The 18804-nt window shown below is 77.9% G+C and carries 19 protein-coding genes, 1 tRNA gene and 1 pseudogene; 8 read left to right on the top strand and 13 right to left on the bottom strand.

Features of this window, described 5'->3' with window-relative positions; all coding sequences use genetic code 11:
• Positions 1-34 precede the first annotated feature (34 nt).
• The 5 genes from AB8M62_RS14760 to AB8M62_RS14780 are packed head-to-tail and all read left to right on the top strand — an operon-like array spanning position 35 to position 3302.
• Positions 35-1660, top strand: coding sequence for a sensor histidine kinase (locus AB8M62_RS14760; protein ID WP_369070051.1), 1626 nt, complete (start codon positions 35-37; stop codon positions 1658-1660).
• Entirely contained in the window at positions 1657-2076 is a 420-nt protein-coding gene (locus AB8M62_RS14765; protein WP_369055833.1) for a roadblock/LC7 domain-containing protein, read from the top strand. The genes AB8M62_RS14760 and AB8M62_RS14765 overlap by 4 nt, the downstream gene beginning before the upstream one ends.
• Before the next feature lie 11 nt (positions 2077-2087).
• On the top strand, positions 2088-2399 hold the full coding sequence (locus AB8M62_RS14770) for a DUF742 domain-containing protein (RefSeq protein ID WP_369055834.1): 312 nt from the start codon (positions 2088-2090) through the stop codon (positions 2397-2399).
• The gene (locus tag AB8M62_RS14775) at positions 2380-2994 is read left to right on the top strand and encodes a GTP-binding protein (protein ID WP_369055835.1); all 615 of its coding nucleotides are present in this window, start codon (positions 2380-2382) and stop codon (positions 2992-2994) included. The genes AB8M62_RS14770 and AB8M62_RS14775 overlap by 20 nt, the downstream gene beginning before the upstream one ends.
• Positions 2991-3302: a hypothetical protein gene (locus AB8M62_RS14780; RefSeq protein WP_369070052.1), complete on the top strand. Its 312-nt coding sequence runs from the start codon at positions 2991-2993 to the stop codon at positions 3300-3302. Before AB8M62_RS14775 ends, AB8M62_RS14780 begins: the two co-directional genes overlap by 4 nt.
• Before the next feature lie 82 nt (positions 3303-3384).
• Here the strand turns inward: AB8M62_RS14780 and AB8M62_RS14785 are convergent, their stop codons facing one another.
• Entirely contained in the window at positions 3385-4344 is a 960-nt protein-coding gene (locus AB8M62_RS14785) for an SDR family NAD(P)-dependent oxidoreductase (protein ID WP_369070053.1), read from the bottom strand.
• 184 nt (positions 4345-4528) lie between these two features.
• Positions 4529-6850, bottom strand: coding sequence for a putative bifunctional diguanylate cyclase/phosphodiesterase (locus AB8M62_RS14790; protein ID WP_369070054.1), 2322 nt, complete (start codon positions 6848-6850; stop codon positions 4529-4531).
• A 225-nt stretch (positions 6851-7075) separates the two neighbouring features.
• On the opposite strand from AB8M62_RS14790, the gene AB8M62_RS14795 reads away from it, so the two are divergent.
• Entirely contained in the window at positions 7076-7288 is a 213-nt protein-coding gene (locus tag AB8M62_RS14795) for a hypothetical protein (RefSeq protein WP_369055839.1), read from the top strand.
• A gap of 93 nt (positions 7289-7381) precedes the next feature.
• On the opposite strand, the gene AB8M62_RS14800 is transcribed toward AB8M62_RS14795, so the two are convergent.
• The 3 genes from AB8M62_RS14800 to AB8M62_RS14810 all read right to left on the bottom strand — a co-directional run bounded on the left by AB8M62_RS14800 (position 7382) and on the right by AB8M62_RS14810 (position 9732).
• Positions 7382-9082, bottom strand: a complete 1701-nt coding sequence (locus AB8M62_RS14800) for a diguanylate cyclase domain-containing protein (protein WP_369070056.1) — start codon at positions 9080-9082, stop codon at positions 7382-7384.
• A 124-nt stretch (positions 9083-9206) separates the two neighbouring features.
• On the bottom strand, positions 9207-9590 hold the full coding sequence (locus AB8M62_RS14805; RefSeq protein ID WP_369055841.1) for a hypothetical protein: 384 nt from the start codon (positions 9588-9590) through the stop codon (positions 9207-9209).
• Between the two features lie 49 nt (positions 9591-9639).
• Positions 9640-9732, bottom strand: a tRNA-Ser gene (locus tag AB8M62_RS14810).
• 119 nt (positions 9733-9851) lie between these two features.
• Between AB8M62_RS14810 and AB8M62_RS14815 the strand changes: the two genes are divergently transcribed.
• Together AB8M62_RS14815 and AB8M62_RS14820 are read left to right on the top strand one after the other, a co-directional pair.
• A complete protein-coding gene (locus AB8M62_RS14815) occupies positions 9852-10604 on the top strand; it encodes a polyprenol monophosphomannose synthase (RefSeq protein ID WP_369055842.1) in 753 nt (250 codons plus the stop codon).
• A gap of 180 nt (positions 10605-10784) precedes the next feature.
• Positions 10785-11987, top strand: coding sequence for an EAL domain-containing protein (locus AB8M62_RS14820; protein WP_369070057.1), 1203 nt, complete (start codon positions 10785-10787; stop codon positions 11985-11987).
• Positions 11988-12576: 589 nt separating this feature from the next.
• On the opposite strand, the pseudogene AB8M62_RS14825 reads toward AB8M62_RS14820, so the two are convergent.
• The 8 genes and pseudogenes from AB8M62_RS14825 to AB8M62_RS14860 all read right to left on the bottom strand — a co-directional run.
• Positions 12577-12933 (bottom strand): annotated as a pseudogene (locus AB8M62_RS14825) (response regulator); the annotation flags it as partial.
• A 1-nt stretch (position 12934) separates the two neighbouring features.
• Positions 12935-13444 carry a chemotaxis protein CheX gene (locus AB8M62_RS14830; RefSeq protein ID WP_369070058.1) on the bottom strand — a complete coding sequence of 170 codons (510 nt, stop codon included), beginning with the start codon at positions 13442-13444 and terminating at the stop codon, positions 12935-12937.
• Positions 13441-13824 (bottom strand): response regulator, encoded by a 384-nt coding sequence (locus AB8M62_RS14835; protein WP_369055845.1) that lies wholly within the window; start codon positions 13822-13824, stop codon positions 13441-13443. Before AB8M62_RS14835 ends, AB8M62_RS14830 begins: the two co-directional genes overlap by 4 nt.
• Complete coding sequence (locus AB8M62_RS14840) at positions 13824-14651, bottom strand: CheR family methyltransferase (RefSeq protein WP_369070059.1); 828 nt, start codon at positions 14649-14651, stop codon at positions 13824-13826. Before AB8M62_RS14840 ends, AB8M62_RS14835 begins: the two co-directional genes overlap by 1 nt.
• Positions 14652-14664: 13 nt before the next feature.
• Positions 14665-15921: a protein-glutamate methylesterase/protein-glutamine glutaminase gene (locus AB8M62_RS14845; RefSeq protein ID WP_369070060.1), complete on the bottom strand. Its 1257-nt coding sequence runs from the start codon at positions 15919-15921 to the stop codon at positions 14665-14667.
• A 221-nt stretch (positions 15922-16142) separates the two neighbouring features.
• Positions 16143-16916, bottom strand: coding sequence for a YcnI family copper-binding membrane protein (locus tag AB8M62_RS14850; protein ID WP_369070061.1), 774 nt, complete (start codon positions 16914-16916; stop codon positions 16143-16145).
• Positions 16917-16965: 49 nt separating this feature from the next.
• A complete protein-coding gene (locus AB8M62_RS14855; protein WP_369070062.1) occupies positions 16966-17616 on the bottom strand; it encodes a hypothetical protein in 651 nt (216 codons plus the stop codon).
• 212 nt (positions 17617-17828) lie between these two features.
• A complete protein-coding gene (locus tag AB8M62_RS14860; RefSeq protein WP_369055850.1) occupies positions 17829-18776 on the bottom strand; it encodes a hypothetical protein in 948 nt (315 codons plus the stop codon).
• Positions 18777-18804 lie beyond the last annotated feature (28 nt).

The raw sequence follows: 18804 nt of genomic DNA on the forward strand, positions 1-18804 counted from the left end.
CGGAGGTCACCTCCCGAGAGCACGAGGAGCACCCGTGACGACGACGACCGTCGCCGCCCCGAGCGGTACGACCGGCCTGCGACTGCCCCGCGGCAACCTGCTCAGCCCGTCGGCCTTCGAGCGCCGGCACCGCCTGCTGCGCCGGGTGCTGCTGGCCCACGCGCCCGTCCTGGCCGCGCTGGGGCTCCTGCGCGGGCAGGTGCCCGCGCACGTGCTGCTGGAGGTGGCGCCGCTGCTGGCGCTGTGGGCGCTGTCGTGGCCGCGCGGGCACGCGCGCTGGGCGCGCTGGCAGGCGCTGGCCGTGACGGCCGGGTTCAGCTGGGCCTCGATCGTGCTGGTGCACTTCACGGACGGGGCCATCGAGGCCCACTTCCACTTCTTCATCATGCTGGGCTTCGTCGCCCTGTACCAGGACTGGCTGCCGTTCGCCTGGTACGTCGGCTTCACCGTCCTGTCCCACGGGGCGGGCAGCGCGCTGGTGCCGGGTCTGATCTACAACCACGAGCACGCGCAGGAGAACCCCTGGCTGTGGTCGGGGATCCACGGCGCGGGCGTGGCCCTGCTGGCCGTCGGCCTGGTCGTCTTCTGGTCGTACACCGAGGTGGAGCAGCGCCGCGCGACGGCCCTGGCCGTGGAGCTGGGCGACCGCGAGCTGCAGCAGGCGCAGGCGGACCTCGTGGCGCGCCGCAACCAGCAGCAGCTGCTGGTCGACCTGGCCCGCCGCAACCAGGGCCTGCTGGAGCGCCAGCTGGGGTCCATCGAGACGCTGCAGTCGGAGGAGCTGGCGCCGGAGAAGCTGGAGGAGCTGTACGCGCTGGACCACATGGCCACCCGCATGCGGCGCAACGCGGAGTCGCTGCTGGTGCTCTCGGGCGCCGAGGCGCCGCGCACCTGGAGCGCGCCGATGCCGCTGGAGGAGGTCCTGCGGGCCGCCGCCGTGGAGGTGGAGGACTACCAGCGCGTCGACGTGTCCGTCCCGGCCGCGCTGCTGGTCGACGGGCGCACCGCCTCGGACCTGTCGCACCTGTTCGCCGAGCTGGTGGAGAACGCGGTCAGCTGCTCCCCGCCCACGAAGCGGGTCGCGGTCTCGGCGCTGCAGACGGTGACCGGTGACGTGCTCGTCAGCGTCCGCGACGAGGGCATCGGCCTGACCGGTGCGCAGGAGCAGGAGGTCCGCGAGCTGCTGGACCCGCCGGCGGGCCGGGAGGTCGCCCTGGGCGGCCGGCTCGGGCTGACGGTGGTCGGCCGCCTCGCGCGGCGCCACGGCCTGCACGTGGAGGTCGCCGCGGCCGCCGGGGGCGGCACGCTGGCGCAGGTGACGGTGCCGGCGTCGCTGGTGTCCGTGGAGGAGGTCGAGCAGACCGCGCGCGCCGAGCAGGTCGAGCGGGTCGTCTCCGCGCCGGCCCCGGCCGCCCCGGTCCAGGTCCCCGCCGCCCGCGCGGTGCCCGCGCCCGTCCCCGCGCCGGTTCCCGCGCCCGTCCCCGCGCCGGTCGCCGCGCCCGTCCCCGCGCCGGTCGCCGCGCCCGTCGCCGTCCCCGCCCCGACCGCCGGTGGCCGCCCCGCGCTGCCCAAGCGCGCCGAGGCCGCCGGTTTCGTCCCGCCGGCCCCGGTCGACCTGTGGGCCGACGACGACACCGACGACGACACCGGCGCCCGGTGAGCGACGTGCTGCAGGTCGAGGACCTCGACTGGCTGATGGCGGGGTTCAAGAAGCGCGTCCCCGGTGTGCTGCACGCGATCGCGGTCACCGCGGACGGTTTCCACCTGGCCTCCACGCCGGGCCTGCCCGAGGCGGCCCGCCGCCAGCTGTGCCCGGTGACCTGCGGGCTGGCGAGCCTGGCCACGGGCCTGTCCGGTCAGCTCGGCAAGGGTTCGTGCCGGCGCCTCGTGATCGACACCGAGCGGGGCCGGCTGGTCGTCGCCTCCATCAGCGACGGCTCGGCCCTGACCGTCCTGGTCAACCACCGCGCCGACCTCGGTCAGCTCGGCTACGAGGTCGACCTGCTGGTCGCCCGGGTCGGTCAGGCGCTGACGCCGGAGACCCGCAGCGCCCTGGCGGCGGGGGGCGGACGGTGAGCAGACCCCGCATGACGCGGCCGTTCGCGCTGGTCGGCGGCCGCACCCGGGCGAGCGTCCCGCTGTCGCTGGAGACGCTCGTCACGACGGCCGGCGAGGTGCCGGCCCGCGCCGGCACCTCGCCGGAGACCCTGGCGCTGCTGCGCCTGTGCAGCGCTCCCCGCTCCGTGGCGGAGGTGTCGGCGCTGCTGCACCTGCCGCTGGCCGTCGCGCGCGTCCTGGTCTCGGACGCCGTCCACGCCGGCCTGGTGCGCACGACCGATGCCGACGTCGACCCCGACCTGTTCCTCGAAGAGGTGCTCGATGCCTTCCGCAACTTCTGACACCGCCCGCCCGCCCGCCGCGGGCGACGCCGGACCCGCGCTGCTGCCCGTCAAGGTGGTCGTCGCGGGAGGTTTCGGCGTGGGCAAGACGACGCTCGTGGGAACGGTCTCGGAGATCGCGCCGCTGCGCACGGAGGCCGCGATGACGGCCCTGTCCGTGGGCGTGGACGACACCAGCCAGGTGAGCGGCAAGACCACGACGACCGTCGCGCTGGACTTCGGCCGCGCCCGCCTGAACGACCGGCTGGTGCTGTACATCTTCGGCACCCCCGGCCAGGACCGGTTCTGGTTCATGTGGGACGACCTCGTGGAGGGGGCGGTGGGCGCGATCGTGCTCGTGGACACCCGCCGCCTGGCGGACTCCTTCGGGCCGCTGGAGTACTTCGAGAAGAAGGGCTCCCCGTTCGTGGTGGCCGTCAACGAGTTCGCCGGCGCCCACGACTACAGCGACGAGGAGCTGCGCGAGGCGCTCGGCCTGGGCGCCGACGTGCCGCTGCTGCGCGGTGACGTGCGCGACCGCGCGAGCGCCAAGGCGATGCTCGTGGAACTGGCCCAGCACGCGCTGCGCCGGCGACGGGCGGTGCCCGCGCCGTGAACGCCGCGCAGGTGTTCCCGCGGGTGGCGGTGCCGGCGCTGCTGCTCCTGGCGGGCGCGGTGCTGCTGCGGACGCCGGCCGCGCACGAGGTGGACGGCGTCGTGACGTCGGCGTCCGCGGGGGCGGTGTGCGTGGAGTTCGCCGCCGGCGCGGGCACCTGCTTCGACACCGAGCACATCGCGCACCTGCGCCTGGCGGGGACCACCGCCGGGACCTGCGTGCGCGGCACGTACGCGGGCAGCGCCGTGCGCGCCGAGGCCTTCGACGTGCTGGCGCCCGTCGTGTGCGGGGACGCCGCGCGGGCCTGAGCGGGGGCGGCCGCGACGGCCGCCGGACACGGCCGCCGGGTCGGGGGGACCGTCCTCCGGCCCGGCGGCTCCGTCGTCCCCGTCACCGGCTCGCCGCGGCCTCCAGCCACGTCCACAGCTCCGCCTCCCGGGCGGGGTCGTACGACTCCCGCGAGGAGGGCGCGACGCGGGTGCGGTGCACGTACGACCCGGTGGGCGCCGGGGTGCTGCCCAGGACGACGTCGGCGAGCTCGCGGCCGGCGACCCCGGGGGTGCGCACGAGGGGGGTGCGGGCGAGCACCGGCACGACGCGTCCCACGACGAGCTCCGCCGCCCCGCCGGCGCTGCGGGCCAGGCCGGTGCCGACGACCAGGCCGGGGTTGTGGGCCACCACGTCGATCCCCGCGGGCAGCCGGCGCGCCCACTCGTGCACGAGGTGGATGCCGCCGAGCTTGCTGGTGGCGCAGGCCCGCCGGCCGGCGCGCACGGACCCCGGCCGGGGGTGGCCGCCGGGCCGGGCGAGGGCCTCCGGCGTCGTCCAGCGCGGGCGCGGGAACACCCCGCCGGCGTGGCGGACGTCGCCGAAGTGGGCGTCGCTGACGGTGACGACGACGCGCGCCGGTGCCCGCAGGCGGGTGCTGAGCCGCCGCAGCAGCAGGTGGGTGGAGAGCACGTTGACGGCGAAGGTCGTCTCGTGGCCGTCGACCGTGGCGTGCAGGGCGCTGTCCAGGTGCACCCCCGCGTTGCAGACCACGCCGCGCAGCGGCGGCAGGTCGCCGGCGTCGAGCAGGCCGGCCACGCGGTCCGCGGCGGCGGTGACGTCGGCGGTGCTCGCCAGGTCGACGGGGACCGCGGACACGTGCGGTGAGACCTCCCGCAGCAGCGGCAGCGCCCGCGCCGCCGACGACGCCCGGGCGAGGACGACGAGGTGGGTGCCCGGCGCGCGCCGGAGCAGCTCGCGCGCGGCGTGCAGGCCGAGGCCGCCGGTGGCGCCGGTCATGGCGGTGGTGCCGGTGGGGGTGCCGGTGGGGGTGCCGGTGGGGGTGCTGGTGGGGGTGCTCACGGGTCGTCTCCTCCGTCTCGCCGCCGGCGCTCCGGCCACCGCGGTCCGGTGGCCGCGCGGGGCCGCCGGGCACGACGCTGGCGCAGCGGCGGCGGGTGCGGGAGGTACTGCCGGTCCCTGGCCCTGCCGGTCCCCGGCACCCCGCGGGACGCGGGGCCCGGGGACCCGGCCCGGCGCCCCGGCGTCAGACGCCGGCGCGCTCGCGGCGCACGGCCCGCTCGGCGCGCAGCCGCGCCAGCAGCTCGGCGGCCGGGCCGGGGCGCCCGTGCAGGTAGCCCTGGGACTCGTCGCAGCCCAGGCGGCGCACCAGGTCCAGGGTGGCCTCGTCCTCCACGCCCTCGGCGACGACCCGCATCCCCAGCTGGTGGCCGAGGGCGACGGTCCCGGCGACGATGGCCCGCACGCGCGGGTCGGCGGCGGCGCGGGCGGTGAACGAGCGGTCGATCTTCAGCTCGCGGGCGGGCAGGTCGCCCAGGTACGACAGCGAGGAGTACCCGGTGCCGTAGTCGTCGATGCTCAGGCAGAACCCGCGGGCGGTGAGCGCCTCGCACGTGGCCAGGGCGGCACCGGGGTCGCTCATGAGGACGGTCTCGGTGACCTCGAGGACGGTGCGGGCGGGGTCGAGCCCGCCGGCGACGAGCTCGTCGAGCAGCGCGACGAGCTCGGGGCGCCCCAGGCAGCTGGCGGACAGGTTCACCGACAGGCGCACGTCGTGCCCGGCGCGGCGCCAGCGCAGGGCGCTCGCGGCGGTCTCGCGCAGCACGAACTCCGTGGCGCGCGCGACGAGGCCGCGCTCCTCCAGCAGGTCCAGGAACGCGGCGGGCGGCAGCAGCCCGCGCTCGGGGTGGCGCCAGCGCAGCAGCGCCTCGGCGCCGGTGACCGCGCCGGTGCACAGGTCGACCTGCGGCTGGTAGTGCACCTCCAGCTCCTCGCCGGGCGCGCGGCCGGGCGCGGTGAGCAGGTGCTGCAGGTCCTCGGCCAGCTGTCCGCGGTCGCGGGCCAGGCGGTCGGCGTCGTCGTCGTAGGCGCGCACCCCGCCGCCGGCGGCCTTGGCCGCGTACATGGCGGTGTCGGCGCGGCGCAGCAGCTCCCCGCCGGGCAGGTCGCCGCGGCGGGCGGAGGCGGCGCCGACGCTGGCGCCGACCCGCAGGGGCCGTCCCTCCAGGCGGCCGGCGACCTCCCCGGCGCGCACGAGCCGGCGCGCGACGCCGTGGGCCTCCTCCTCGCCGGCGCCGTCGAGGAGGACGGCGAACTCGTCGCCGCCGAGGCGGGCGAGCAGCCCGCCGGCGGGCACGGCGGCGCCCAGCGCGGTGGCGACCGACTGCAGCAGCTCGTCGCCGGCGGCGTGGCCGAAGCGGTCGTTGACCTCCTTGAACCGGTCGAGGTCCAGCAGCAGGACGGTCAGGCCGCCGCCGCGCCCGGGCCGGCAGGCCTCCTCCAGGCGGCGGCTGAACGCGCGCCGGTTGGGCAGGCCGGTCAGGTCGTCGGTGAGGGCCTCGTGGCGGGTGCGGGCCAGGTGGTCGAGGTCGCGCACGAGGTGGACGACGCGCGCGGCGCCGCAGGCGAAGGCGGCGAGCGCGAGACCCGTGGCCCACCGGGTGACGGCCGGGTCCTGGCGGGTGGCGGCGGCGAGCACGGCGACGGCGGCGACCTGGGCGACGAAGCTGCCGACGGTGAGGGCGGCGTTCCCGGCGGGCCGGGCGCGCACGGGGTGGTGGCGGGCGGCGGCGCAGCCGAGCAGGACGAGCACGACGAGCAGCCACCCGGCGCCGGCGGTCTCGCGCAGCGCGTCGTGGGGGCCGTCGCCGGCGGCGGCGGGCAGCGCCAGCGGCAGCGGGAGGGCGGCCGCCAGCGCCCACAGCCGCCGGTCGCGGCCCAGGCCGGCCAGGCCGGCGACGGCGCCCAGCGCCCCGAGGGCGACCAGCAGCGCGGCGCCCTGCAGCACCCACAGCTGCAGGACGGCCGGGTGCCAGCCGCCCGCCCACGCGGGGGCGGCGGCGCGCAGCGCGAGGTCGGCGGCGGCCGTGACGGCGAGCGCGGCGCCGAGGCCGTTGAGCCAGTCGCCGGGGTCGGCGGTGCGGGTGCTGACGCGGTTCCACACGATGAACGCCTGGTAGAGCACGCCCGCGGCGGTCAGCGCGCCGAGGCTGGCGACGACGGCGAGGACGTCCGGCGCGGGCGCGTGGCCGGCGGCGCGGGCGGCGGCGGTGCCGACGTCGGCCAGCGCCGTGAGGGCGACGGCGACGGGGACCGCGGCGAAGCGCCGCCACACGTCCTGCTCGCCGTCCCCGCGGCGGGCGCGCGCCCGCAGCAGCGCCGCCGCGGCGCCGGCCGCCAGGGCCCGCAGGGCGGCGGCGAGGACGGGCAGGAGCGGGTGGTCGGGGCGGGCGCCGCCGTCGGCGGCGGCCCAGGCCGTCACGGCCAGGGCCAGCAGCGCGAGCAGCGCGGCGGGGGCGGCGCCGCGCCGGGGCAGGGCCCGCGGTGCGCGGGCGTCGTCGTCGCGCACGCCGGGTCCTGTCGTCGGGGGCCGTCCTGGTCGGGTGGGGCTGGTGGCCCCTCGGGCGGGGCCGTCCTCCTCCCCATCGGCGCGCGCCGGGCCGGCCAGGACCCGCCGACCGGGTGAGGGGCCCGCCGCCGCGGCCCCGAGTGGCGGCGGTGAGCGGGCCGCGGTCCCATCGGGAGCACGGCGGGCGGCGTGCCCGGCGAACCGACGGATCGACGAGGAGATCCCGTGATCGAGTCTCTGCACGACGCCGGCGTGAAGTCCGAGTGGGCCTACGCGGCCGGGTTCGCGAGCATCGGCCTGTCCTTCCTGGCCTGGACCATCTCCCGCAACGTCGAGGACCGCGGCATCGACCGCGCCGACCGGTGGGGCATCTTCGTCGGCCACTGGGCCCCCACGTTCTTCGGTGTGGGCAACGCGCTGCGCAGCTACGAGAAGTGACCTCGCGCGCGTGAGGGCGGCCGGCGGCGCGGACGCCGCCGACCGCCCCGCGCGGGGCGGCTGCTCACCACCCGGTCGGCGGCGCCGCCGCTGTCACGGCCGCCGGTGGTCGTCCCGCTGGTCGCGACGTCCGGGGACCGCCGGGACGAGGTCGCCCGGTCGCTGCTCGTGCCGGGTCCGCTGCCCGGCACCGCCCAGCGGCGGTTCGTCGCCGGCACCTCCCGCAGCGGGCTGGAGCGAGGCCCGGCGCGCGCGCCGGCGGGCCTTCGCCGCGTACATGCGCCGGTCGGCGGCCGCCAGCAGGTCGTCGACGACGACCCGCGGGTCCTCCTCCGGCGCCGGCGCGCAGCGCACCACGCCGACGCTGGCGCCGACCGCCAGGGAGCTGACCCCCAGCCGCACCGGCTCGGCGAAGGCGGTGCCCAGCGCGCCGCTCAGCTGCGCGGGGGCGCAGCCCGGCGGGGCGAGGACGGCGAACTCGTCGCCGCCCCAGCGCGCCGCCAGCCCGCCGGCGGGCACCGTCGCGGACAGCCGCGCGGCCACCGAGCGCAGCACCTCGTCGCCCGCGGCGTGCCCGGCGGTGTCGTTGACCTGCTTGAACCCGTCGAGGTCGAGGAACGCCAGCACGACGGCCCCGCCGCGCTCGCGGGCGGTGGCGACGGCCTCCTCCAGGTGCTCGGTGAACAGCGCGCGGGTGGCCAGGCCGGTGAGGTGGTCGACGTGCGCCAGGCGCTGCAGCTCGGCGCGCTGGCCCTCCAGGACGGCCAGCAGCCGCTGGTTCTGGCGCAGGACGAGGAACTGCCGGCTCAGCGCGGTGACGGCGATGCCGGTCAGGACGCCGACGGCGATCTTGTCGACGTCCTGCCAGGTGTGCAGCACCCCGGCCACCAGCGCGGGGAACAGCGCCGCGTAGGGCAGCGCCCACACGCTGCGCGCGGGCAGGTAGGCGCGCGGCGGGTCGGACAGGGCGCGGTGGCGGGCCCACCCGGCGGCCGCGAAGCAGGAGAAGGCCAGGACCCACAGGACGTCCTGGGCGCCGCCGGTCACCACCGTCCCGCGGGCGGACAGGACGAGGAAGACGGTGTCCGCGACCGTCAGCACCACGCCGCCCAGGAGGATCAGGAGACCGGGCAGCGTGCGCAGCCGCAGGACGACGAGGGCGACGGTCACGGTGAACACGACGTCCGCGCCCGGGTAGAAGATCAGCAGGCCGGTCGCCAGAGGGTCCTCGCGCTGCGCGGGGGCCAGCTCGTCGTAGAAGGCGACCCAGCCGACGACGAAGCACGACGCCGCGCACAGCGCGCCGTCGATGAGCAGCCGCCAGCGCGCCAGGCCGCGCTCGGGCAGGGCGAGGACGGGCGAGGCCGCCAGGACGAGGGCGGCGGGCACGAACAGCCAGTCCCCGGCGGCCGGGAACGGTGCCCGCCCGGAGATCTCCTCGACCGTGAACAGCGCCTGCCCGGTGGCCCACAGCGCGCACGCGCCCTGCAGGGCCAGCCAGCTGCGCTGCTCACCGGTGCCCGCCCGCGGGTCGGCGCGGACGCGGCCGGCGAGGACGGCGCCGGCCGCGGCCACGAGGGCCTCCAGCGAGCCGACGACCGCGGCGGTGCCCGTGGAGGGCGCGGTCCCCACCACGACGGCGGCGACGGTCAGGACGGCGGTCACCAGCAGCGCGGGCACGAGCGCGGGCACGAGCGCGGGCAGCCGGGGCAGCCGGGGCAGCCGGGGCAGCCGGGGCAGCACGGACCGCGCCGCCCGGCTCGCTGCCGGGCGCGCGGGGGCTCCACGCACCACGCCCACCTCCTCGTCCACCTCGCAGGTGTCGGCCGCCGGTGGCCCGTTCAGGAGGTGCCGGGCGCCCCGCTCCCCCGGACGGCGGTACGCCGCCGCACCCGGTCCCGCCCCTCGGCGGGAGGCCTCACTCCCCCGCGGACGCGTCCGCGGGCCGCATCAGGCGCAGCAGCGGCTCGGCGCTGGCGCGCTGCCACGCCAGGCCGGCCCCGGCCAGCAGCACGAGCAGCCCCGCCAGCGCCAGCGGCCAGGCGTCGACGGCGAAGGCCAGCACGACCAGCAGCATCGCCAGCAGCGGCGGGACGACGACGGGGACCCGGTGGTACCAGCGCGGCTGCAGGACGGCCGCGGCGTACCACCAGGAGACGGCGGCGACGCGCTCGTCGGGGTGGCGGCGGCCCTGGCGGGCCAGCGCGAGCGCCTCGCGGCGGTCCTCGGCGGGCAGCGCCTGGAAGGCGCGCACCGCGCGGGCGCGGGTGGCGGCGTCCAGCTCGGGACCGACGACGGTCACCAGTCCTCCTCGGTCGACGTGCTGCGGGGCGCGGGTGCCGCGGCGGGTGCGGAGGGCATGGGATTCGAACCCATGAGGAAGGAGTGGTTACCTCCCTAGCGGTTTTCAAGACCGCCGCCTTCAGCCGCTCGGCCAGCCCTCCAGCGCCCTCGCGGGCCCGTCCACTGTACGGCGGCCGCCCGGGCGCGGCGGCTGGGCGGGGCCGCGCTGGGGTAGCGTCGGCCGACCCCGACCGACCGACCAGCGAGCGAGCGCCCAGCGGTGAGCACCGAGAAGACCCTGCGGACCGTCGTCGTGCTCCCCACCTACCAGGAGGCCGACAACGTCGAGGCGGCCCTGCGCCTGCTGCTGGACAGCCCGGTGGCCCCCGACGTGCTGGTGGTCGACGACTCCTCCCCCGACGGCACGGGCGAGGTCGTGCAGCGGGTGGCGGCGGCGCTGCCGCCGGGGCGGGTTCGGCTGCTGACGCGGCCGGTCAAGGAGGGCCTGGGCGCGGCCTACCGCGCCGGGTTCGCCGCCGTGCTGGCCGCGGGCGAGCACGACGTCGTGGTGCAGATGGACGCCGACGGCTCGCACCCGGTGAGCGCGCTGGAGGAGATGCTGCGGCGCCTGGCCGCGGGCGCGGACGTGGTGCTGGGCGCGCGCTACGTGCCCGGCGGGTCGCTGGACGACGCCTGGCCCTGGTACCGCAAGGCGCTGAGCCGGGGGGCCAACGCGTACGCGCGCACGCTGCTGCGCGCACCGGTCTCGGACCTGACCGGCGGGTTCAAGGCGTGGCGGGCGGAGGTGCTGCGCTCGCTGCCGCTGACGGAGCTGACGGCGGCCGGGTACGCGTTCCAGGTGCAGACGACGCTGGCGGCGCTGGAGCGCGGCGCGCGCGTGGAGGAGGTCCCGATCCGCTTCACCGAGCGCACCCTGGGGGCCTCGAAGATGTCGCGGGCCATCATCGGCGAGGCGATGGTGGCGGTCGTGCGGATGCGCCGGCACGGCGCCACGGGCGCGCGGCGGCGCTGAGCCCGGACGGCGCGGGCGGGTCAGGTGGCCGGTGCCGGACGCGATGTGATTGCCTGACTGACAGTGATCTGGAATCGTCGTGGCGTCACGGGCGGGGCGGGGACCGGGCAGTGCCCGCCGCCCGCCCACCACGGCGCCGAGCACCCCCGGCTCGCCCGGAGGACCGCGGGAGGACCGGGAGTGCTGGAGGACGACGCCGACGCGGTCGCGCAGCTGCTCGACCTCGCCCGCGACATCTTCGGCACGCCCGTGGCCGCCCTGACCCGCGAGGGGCTGCGCCGCGCCGGCGGCGAGGGCGCGGACGGCGTGCAGCAGACCAGCAGCGTCCTGGACCCGCGCGCCACGGTGCGCCTGCTCGCGGACACCGACCTGGACCGCTCGGTGCTCGCCGTGCCGGTGGTCCGCCCCGACGGCGAGCCCGACGGCCGGCTGGTCGGCGTCCCCGACGGCGAGCCCGAGGAGCTGTCCTCGCGGCAGCTGGAGGCGCTGCACGTGGTCTCCGCGCTCCTGGCCGGCGTCCTGCACCACCGCGAGCGCCGGCAGGCCGAGCGCAGCTCCCGGCTGGCCTCCCTGGACGCGCTGGTCGCCGGGACGGGCCGCTCGACGGTGCTGCAGCCCATCGTGGACCTGCGCGACGGCGCCCTGGTGGGCGCGGAGGCGCTCAGCCGCTTCACGACGGCCGACGGGGTGCCGCAGCGGCCCGAGCAGGTGTTCGCCGACGCGCGCTCCTCGGGGGCGGGGGTCCGGCTGGAGCGGGCCGCGATCGCCTCGGCGCTGCCGCTGCTGGGCGAGCTGCCCGCGGGCGCCTACCTGGGGGTGAACGCCTCCGCGGAGGCGCTGCTGGACCCGGGCACGCAGCGGCTGCTGCTGTCGGGCGACCCGCACCGGCTGGTCGTGGAGGTCACCGAGCACGACCCGGTGACCGACTACGCCTCGCTGGCGGCCAGCACGGCGGACCTGCGCGCGGCGGGCGTGCGGCTGGCGGTGGACGACGCGGGCGCGGGTTTCGCCAGCCTGCAGCACGTCCTGCACCTGGCCCCGGACATCGTCAAGCTCGACGGGGCGTTCGTGCGGGGCATCGACGCGGACCCGGCCCGGCGCGCCGTGGCGCGCGCCCTGGTGGGTTTCGCCTCCGAGCTGGGCTCGACGACGGTGGCCGAGGGCGTGGAGCGGACGGGTGAGCTGGAGGTGCTGCGCGACCTGGGCGTGCACTGCGGGCAGGGCTACCTGCTGGGCCGGCCCGGCGCGGCGCTGGCGCCGGGGCCGGTGCCCCCGGCGGGGCGGGTCACCTCCCCCGACGACACGACGGTCGTGGAACTGCCGGTGACCCCGGTCGAGCCGGAGGAGCACGGGGACCCCGGGGACGACGGCGCCCCGCCGTGACCGGTGGTCGCGGCGGGGCGCGTCGTGGTGGTTCCCGGCGGGGGCGTCAGAGCGTGACGACGCTCAGCTTGCCCTTGCCGTAGCGGGCGACCTCGACGGCGAGGTCGAGGCGGCTGCCCGTGCGGGTGCACGCCTCGACGACGTCGGGGCGCAGCACCTCGCCGGGGGCGTAGGCGGCGTGCAGCTTCAGGTGCGGGGCACCCTCGACGTTGAACAGCGACGCCATGATGTTCAGCACCTCGTTGGCGTTCTGCCGCAGCGCGGCGGACAGCTCGCCGTCCTCCAGCGCCGCCTCGCTGGCGCCCGGCGGGAGCAGGCCGATGGCCGCCCCGGCGTGCGCGGCGAGCGCGAAGTCGAACACCACGACGGCCGAGGAGCGCAGCCGGTCGTCCACGTACAGGCCGACCGCGGAACCCGGCGCGCCGCCCACGGCGGTCGGGGTGCCCGGGGACACCTCGACGTCGCGGCCCAGCAGGTCGGACAGCAGGTTGCGCACCGCCAGGTTCGAGGGCAGCGGGCTGGTGCCGGACTCCGACACGCAGCGGCCCGCCGTGGCGACCTCGGCCGGGGCGGCGGCGGAACCGCCGCCGAGCACCGGCGCCAGGGCCGCGGCGAACGCGTCCGGCGTGAACGGCTTGGCGATGAGGAACAGCGCCCCGGCCGCGGCGGCCTTCTCGCGCATGTCCTCCGAGCCCTCCGAGGTGACGAACCCGAACGGCACGTCCTGCCCGGACGCGCGCAGGTTCTGCAGCATCTCGTAGCCGCTGGCCTCGGGCATGTTCCAGTCGGACAGGACGATGTCGGGCTGCTCGGCGCGGACCGCCTCGAAACCCTCCCTGCCGTTCTCGGCCTGGACGACGTCCACCCAGTCGAAACCGGCCTGGCGCAGCGTGCGGATGACGATCTGCCGCATCACGCGGCTGTCGTCGACGACCAGGGCCTTCACGTCAGACCTCCGTAGCGGGAGCGGTGGCGGCCGACCCGGCCAGCCACACCACGAACGACACCGGGTGCCCCTGCCAGACGGCGTCGAGGCGCGCGGCGCACCGGCTGCCCGTGCGGGGCAGCGGCGGGGCGGCCGCGATGGCCGGCAGCCCGAGGGCCCCGGCGTCGGGCACGAGGGCCTTGACGTTGCCGCCGATGATGTTGGCGACCTCGCCGAGGGCGTCGTACACGTCCTCGTCGTCCAGGTCGCCGTCCTCGCTCAGCAGCACGGCGGCCAGCGAGCGGCCCGCGGCGCGCGGCACCGTGACGGTGACCAGGCCGGGGCGCGCACCGGTGATGCCGACGCTCGCGCACAGCACGTCGCCGGTCACCTCCAGCGGCTCGAACGACGGCAGGAACGGCTCGCTCGCGGCGAAGTACGACTCCCACATCTGGTCGACGATCTGCGCGAGCGCCTCGTCCTCGACCGCGTCGGGCTCCAGGCCCTCCAGCTCCACGACGTCCTGGCTCACGCGCCCGCCCCCTCGGGCAGCAGGCCCAGCAGGCCCAGCTTCTCCTCCAGCGCGTCCACCGTGAACGGCTTGATGAGGTACTCGTGCGCGCCGGCGGCCAGGGCGCGGACGATCTGCCCGTGCTCGGCCTCCGTGGTGACCATCATGATGGTCAGCGCGCGGTACTCGCGGTTCGCGCGGACCTGCGTGACGAACGTCAGACCGTCCATCACGGGCATGTTCCAGTCGACGGTCGCCAGGTCGGGCAGCGGGCCCGCCTGCAGCACGGCCAGCGCCTCGGCGCCGTCCGCGGCCTCCACCGTCTCGTACCCCAGCTTGCGCAACGCACCCGCGATGATCTTCCGCATCGCCCGGGAGTCGTCCACGACCAGCGCCTTCATCACTGCCCTCCGTTCTTCGGTCGGTGGACGGAAACCCGGCCGACGGGTTCCCTGTCCCAGTTGTCGTCGACGCCCAGCGTCGTCTCGGCCCCCCCGAGGAACAGGTAGCCCCCGGGCTTCAGCACGCGGCGCACCCTGGTGAGGATGTCCCGCTTGGTCTGCAGGTCGAAGTAGATGAGGACGTTCCGCAGGAACACCACGTCGAACTGGCCGAGCAGGGTGTACGGGCTGGTGAGGTTCAGCTGGCTGAACCGCACGAGCCGGCGGATGTCGTCGTTCACCTGCCACTGCGTGCCCACCCGCGTGAAGTGGCGCACCAGCAGCGGCGCGGGCAGGCCGCGGTTGACCTCCAGCTGCGAGTAGCGGCCGGCCTTGGCCTTCTCCAGCACCTCGGTGGACAGGTCGGTCGCGACGATCTCCGCGCGCCAGCCCTCCGCCACGACGCTGTCGGCCAGGCTGATCGCCAGGCTGTACGGCTCCTGCCCGGTGGAGCAGGCCGCGGACCAGATCCGCAGCGAGCGGGTCGAGGCGCGGGCCTGCTTCAGGGCCGGGACCACGGAGGTGGCGAACGCCTGGAACGGCGCCCCGTCGCGGTACCAGGACGTCTCGTTCGTCGTCAGCGCCTCGACGATCGCCGTCTGCGCCCTGCGGTCCGGGCGCAGCCGGACGCCGTCGACGTACGCGGAGACGTCCGCGGCACCGGCCGCCCGCGCGAGCGGGACGAGCCGGGACTCCACCAGGTACTCCTTGCCGCGCTCCAGGACGATCGCGCTCTCTCGCCTCACGAGGGTGCAGACCCACTCGAAGGCCGCCGGCGTCAGCGCCACGTCATCACCTGCCTCAGGGGGTTCGGACCGCGGGGGCGGTCGGACGGGTCGCCGGCGGTCGCGCCGGCGAGGGGGTGGCCGCGGCGCGGCTCGTGAACGAGCTCGCCGGCGGCAGCGGGGGCAGGGCACGGCCGGGGGCCGTGCGCGCCGCCGCGGGGACCGGGGAACCGGCGCGCGCGCCCAGCCGGCGCACGATCGCGTCGGGGATCGCGCCGAGCGGGAGGACCTCGTCGGCCACGCCCTCGCGGGCGACGGCGCCGGGCATCCCCCACACCACGGAGGTGGCCTCGTCCTGGACGACGACCTGCCCGCCGGCCTCGGCGACGGCCTTGCAGGACAGCTTGCCGTCCGAGCCCATGCCGGTGAGGACGACGGCCAGCAGGTCACCGCCGAACACGGAGACCGCGGAGCGGACCATGACGTCGACGGCGGGGCGGCAGAAGTTCTCCGGCGGGCCCTGGTGCAGCTTCACGGCCAGGCCCGCGCCGCGGCGCACGACCTCCATGTGGAAGTCGCCGGGGGCGATGTAGACGGTGCCGGGCACGACGGCCTGGCCGTCGGCGGCCTCGACGACGGTCAGCGCGGTGGCCTTGTCGAGGCGCTGCGCGTACAGGCGGGTGAACACCGGCGGCATGTGCTGGGTCACGAGGACGGGCACCGGCAGGGACGCGGGCAGCTTGGCCAGGACGGCGGCCAGCGCCTCGGGGCCGCCGGTGGAGGAACCGATCACCAGGGCGCGCGGGGTGCCGGGGGCGCCGCTGCGGGTGCGGACGGCCACGGGCGCGGCCGGGCGCGCCGGGACCGGCGCCGCGGCGGGCGCGGCGGCGGGCGCGGCGGCGGGGGCGGCGGCCTCGGAGAACCACGGGACGAGCGCCTTGATCTTGGGGATGAGCTGGGCGCGCACCGACTCCATCGACTCGGCGACCGACCCGACGTTCGCGGGCTTGGTCACGTAGTCGGAGGCGCCGTTCGACAGGGCCTCCAGCGTCGCCGACGCGCCCCGCTCGGTGAGCGTGGAGAACATCACGACGGGCAGGCGGCGGTCGACCCTGCGGACCTCCAGCAGCGTCTGCAGACCGTCCATGACGGGCATCTCGATGTCGAGCGTCATGGCGTCCGGCGACAGCTGCGCCAGCTTGTCCAGCGCGACCCTGCCGTTCGGGGCGGTGCCGACGACCTCCAGGGCCGGGTCGCCGGACAGGACGTCGGTCACGATGCGGCGCACCACGACGGAGTCGTCGACGACGAGGACTCGAACGCGTCGCTGCACCTCGCACCTGGCCTTCCGCGCGGCTGACGCGCCGCAGAGCGCACCGCCCCGGACCGGGCGGCTCCCCTGTCCATCGGCCGGAGCGGGCCGGGCCTGAAGCGCCGCCCCGAGCGGCCTCGCCCGGCGGTCCGCGTCCCGGCGCGCGTGCGCCCGCGACGCCCCCGGCGGTGCTGCCGGGGGCGCCGCGGGACGCGGTCGGGCGGAGGGGTCGGGCGGAGGGGTCAGACGGAGCGGCGGCGGGCGCGCAGGCCCAGGGCCAGTCCGCCGAGGCCGGCGGCGAGACCGGCCCCGGCCAGGGCGCGGGCCACGCCGTCCGGGGCGCCGGTCGAGGCGCTGTCCGAGCTGACGGACGCGCTGGCGACCGGGGCGGTCCGCTCCCCGGCGTCGGCGGGCGCCGCCCCGTGGGCGCCGTGGCCGTCGGCGGTGGCCTCCGTCGTCGTGAACTCCGGCGCCGGGTGCTCCGGCTCCTCGGCGCCCGGCGCGCCGACCTCGGTCCAGGCCGCGACCTCCCCGTCGGCGTACGTCTGCACCGCGGGCAGGACGACGCGGGTGCCGGCCGCCGGCAGCGGGCCGACCTGCAGCTGGAACTGCTCGAACTCCCCGACGCCGGTGCCGGGGCCGTCGGCGGTCCAGGTGACCGTCAGCGGCGCCCGCGTGAGCGTCACGCCGTCGACGTCCACGGGCTCGGGCAGCTCGCCCTCGCGGACCACGGCCGTCCAGCCCGGCAGGGGCCGCACCCGCACCGAGGTGAACGGGACGTCCGTGGGCAGGCTGACCTCCAGCGACGTGCTGGCGGCGGTGTCGGACTCGGTCGGCACGCGCAGGGTGACGACGCTCCAGCCGCCCGCGGCGGTGGTCTCGGGGACGGCGCGCACGTGCGCGGAGGCCGCCGGCGCGCCGGCGAGGAGGGTCAGGCCGCTCAGGCCGGTGACGGCGAGGGCGGCCGCGCCCGCGCGGGCGAGGGCGCGCGGACGGGTGGGGGTGGTGCTGGGCACAGGGGTCTCCCGGGTCGGGTCAGGGGTGGGATCCGTGCCCGGAGGCGCGTCAGGGCGACGCGGCGAAGCTCCGCGCACGGGGTGGCGAGGGCTGGCGCCGCGGGGGCGGCCCCCGCCGCGGTGCGCGGCGGACGACGAGGAGGCAGGGGGCGGCCACGGCCGGCGGGGCGGGCGGCGGGGTGCGCCGCGGGCCCGGCGGCGGCGCGACGGCCAGGCGCAGGACGACCAGCAGCGGCCGCCACCAGGTGCGCAGCGCCCACAGCGCGGCCTCGCCGCGGGCGAGGACGAGCGCCGCCAGCAGCGTCGCGGCGGTGTGGGCGGCGAGCATGCCGGCCGACCAGCCGGGTGCGCTCGCGGCGGCGGTGGCGGCGGCGGTGGTGGCCGGGTCGGTCGTCAGCAGCTGCCCGTGGTGCCCGGCGCCCGCGAGCGCCCCCGTGGGGACCGCGCAGGTGGCGACCAGCACCTCGTGCAGCACGACCTGCCCGGCGCCGAGGACGCCCACCAGCGCCGGCCCGGACAGCCGGCGGCGGGTCAGCAGGTGGGCGGCGCAGGTGGTGAGCGCGAGCAGGGCGAGCACCGTCAAGGCGTCGGGCAGGCCGCCGCCGGCCGCGACGTGCGCGGCGGAGGCGAGCGCCAGGACGGTGGCGGCCACGGCGGCCGCGCGCGCGGCGCGCAGCGTCCCCCGGGCCGGTGCGATCACCCCCCGACCCTAGGCCCCGCCACCGGCCCGCCCTCCCCGTTCCCCCACCCGACACCTCCCACCACCGTGATCACGCACGCTTGAACGTCCACCCGTCCATGATCACCGCGACGGCTGCGATCACCGTGGTCTTGCAGGGTTTCCAGCGAGGTCACGGCGGGGAGGGGCGGCGAGCAGGCGCGGGAAGGAGGGGCCGCTGCGGGGGCGTCTCGTCAGGGGGCGGGCGTCGGCTCGTCGCCGAAGGCGGCCACCCAGGGGCGCAGCAGGACCGCGCGGGCGTCGGAGGACAGCAGGTCGGCGACGACCTCGGCGTGCACGACGCCGCTGACGACGTTCCACAACCCGCCCGCGCCGTCGGCGGCGTCCAGCCCGCCGGCGCGGAACGCCCGCACGGCCAGCAGCTGCGCGGCCGCCGCGGTGCGGGTGCGGCCGGACAGGTGCACCGCCCAGGAGGCGTCGTGCACGGCGCTCGCCCACTCCCCGCCGCTGGGCCGGGCGGTGTCGGCCGCCGCGCGCAGGCACGCCCGGTCGGTGCCGTCGAGGCGGGCCAGGGTGCCCAGCACGACCGCCACACCGCCCTGCTCCGGGCCCAGCCCGTCGGGCACGTCCGGCAGCGGCGCCAGGTCGCGGGACGCCTGCACGTACGGGGCGGCCAGCGCCCGGCGCACGTCGGCGGGCAGCCGGTCCGCCAGGTACGCGGACAGGGCGGCGTCGGCCAGGACGTCCGCGGCGCGCGCGGCCACGTCCGCGCGCAGCGCGGGCCCGTCGCCGTCGAGGCTGCGCGACCACGTCCAGTCGAGGACGTCGTGGTGCACCAGGCGCACCAGCGCGTCGGCGTCGGCCACCGTGCCGGCCCGCAGGGCCCGCACCACCCCGGCCTCCAGCCGCGGCCCGACGACGTCCTCCTCGAACGCGCGCTCGGCCAGCCCCCCGGCCACCTGCCCGAGCACGTCGGTCAGCTGCGGCGCCGCGGCCACCGCCGCGCGCACGACCTCGCGGGTGCGCTCGCGCGCCGCCGGGTCGCAGCGGGCGGCCAGCACGTCCAGCTCGCGCGGGCCGCAGTCCAGCCCGCGCAGCAGGACCTCGGCGGCCGAGTCGCCGGCCGGCAGGCGCACCAGGTCGAACCCCAGGACGGGCGAGCTCACGAGCGAGTAGTGCACGGCGTCCGCCTCCGGGTGCTGCTGCGCT

It is taken from the genome of Kineococcus terrestris, assembly GCF_041020755.1.
GTDB classification, from domain to species: domain Bacteria; phylum Actinomycetota; class Actinomycetes; order Actinomycetales; family Kineococcaceae; genus Kineococcus; species Kineococcus terrestris.

Coding starts and splice junctions, on each gene's coding strand:
- AB8M62_RS14770 (WP_369055834.1), top strand. CDS start 2,088: ATGACGCGGCCGTTCGCGCTGGTCGGCGGCCGCACCCGGGCGAGCGTC.
- AB8M62_RS14775 (WP_369055835.1), top strand. CDS start 2,380: ATGCCTTCCGCAACTTCTGACACCGCCCGCCCGCCCGCCGCGGGCGAC.
- AB8M62_RS14835 (WP_369055845.1), bottom strand. CDS start 13,824: ATGAAGGCGCTGGTCGTGGACGACTCCCGGGCGATGCGGAAGATCATC.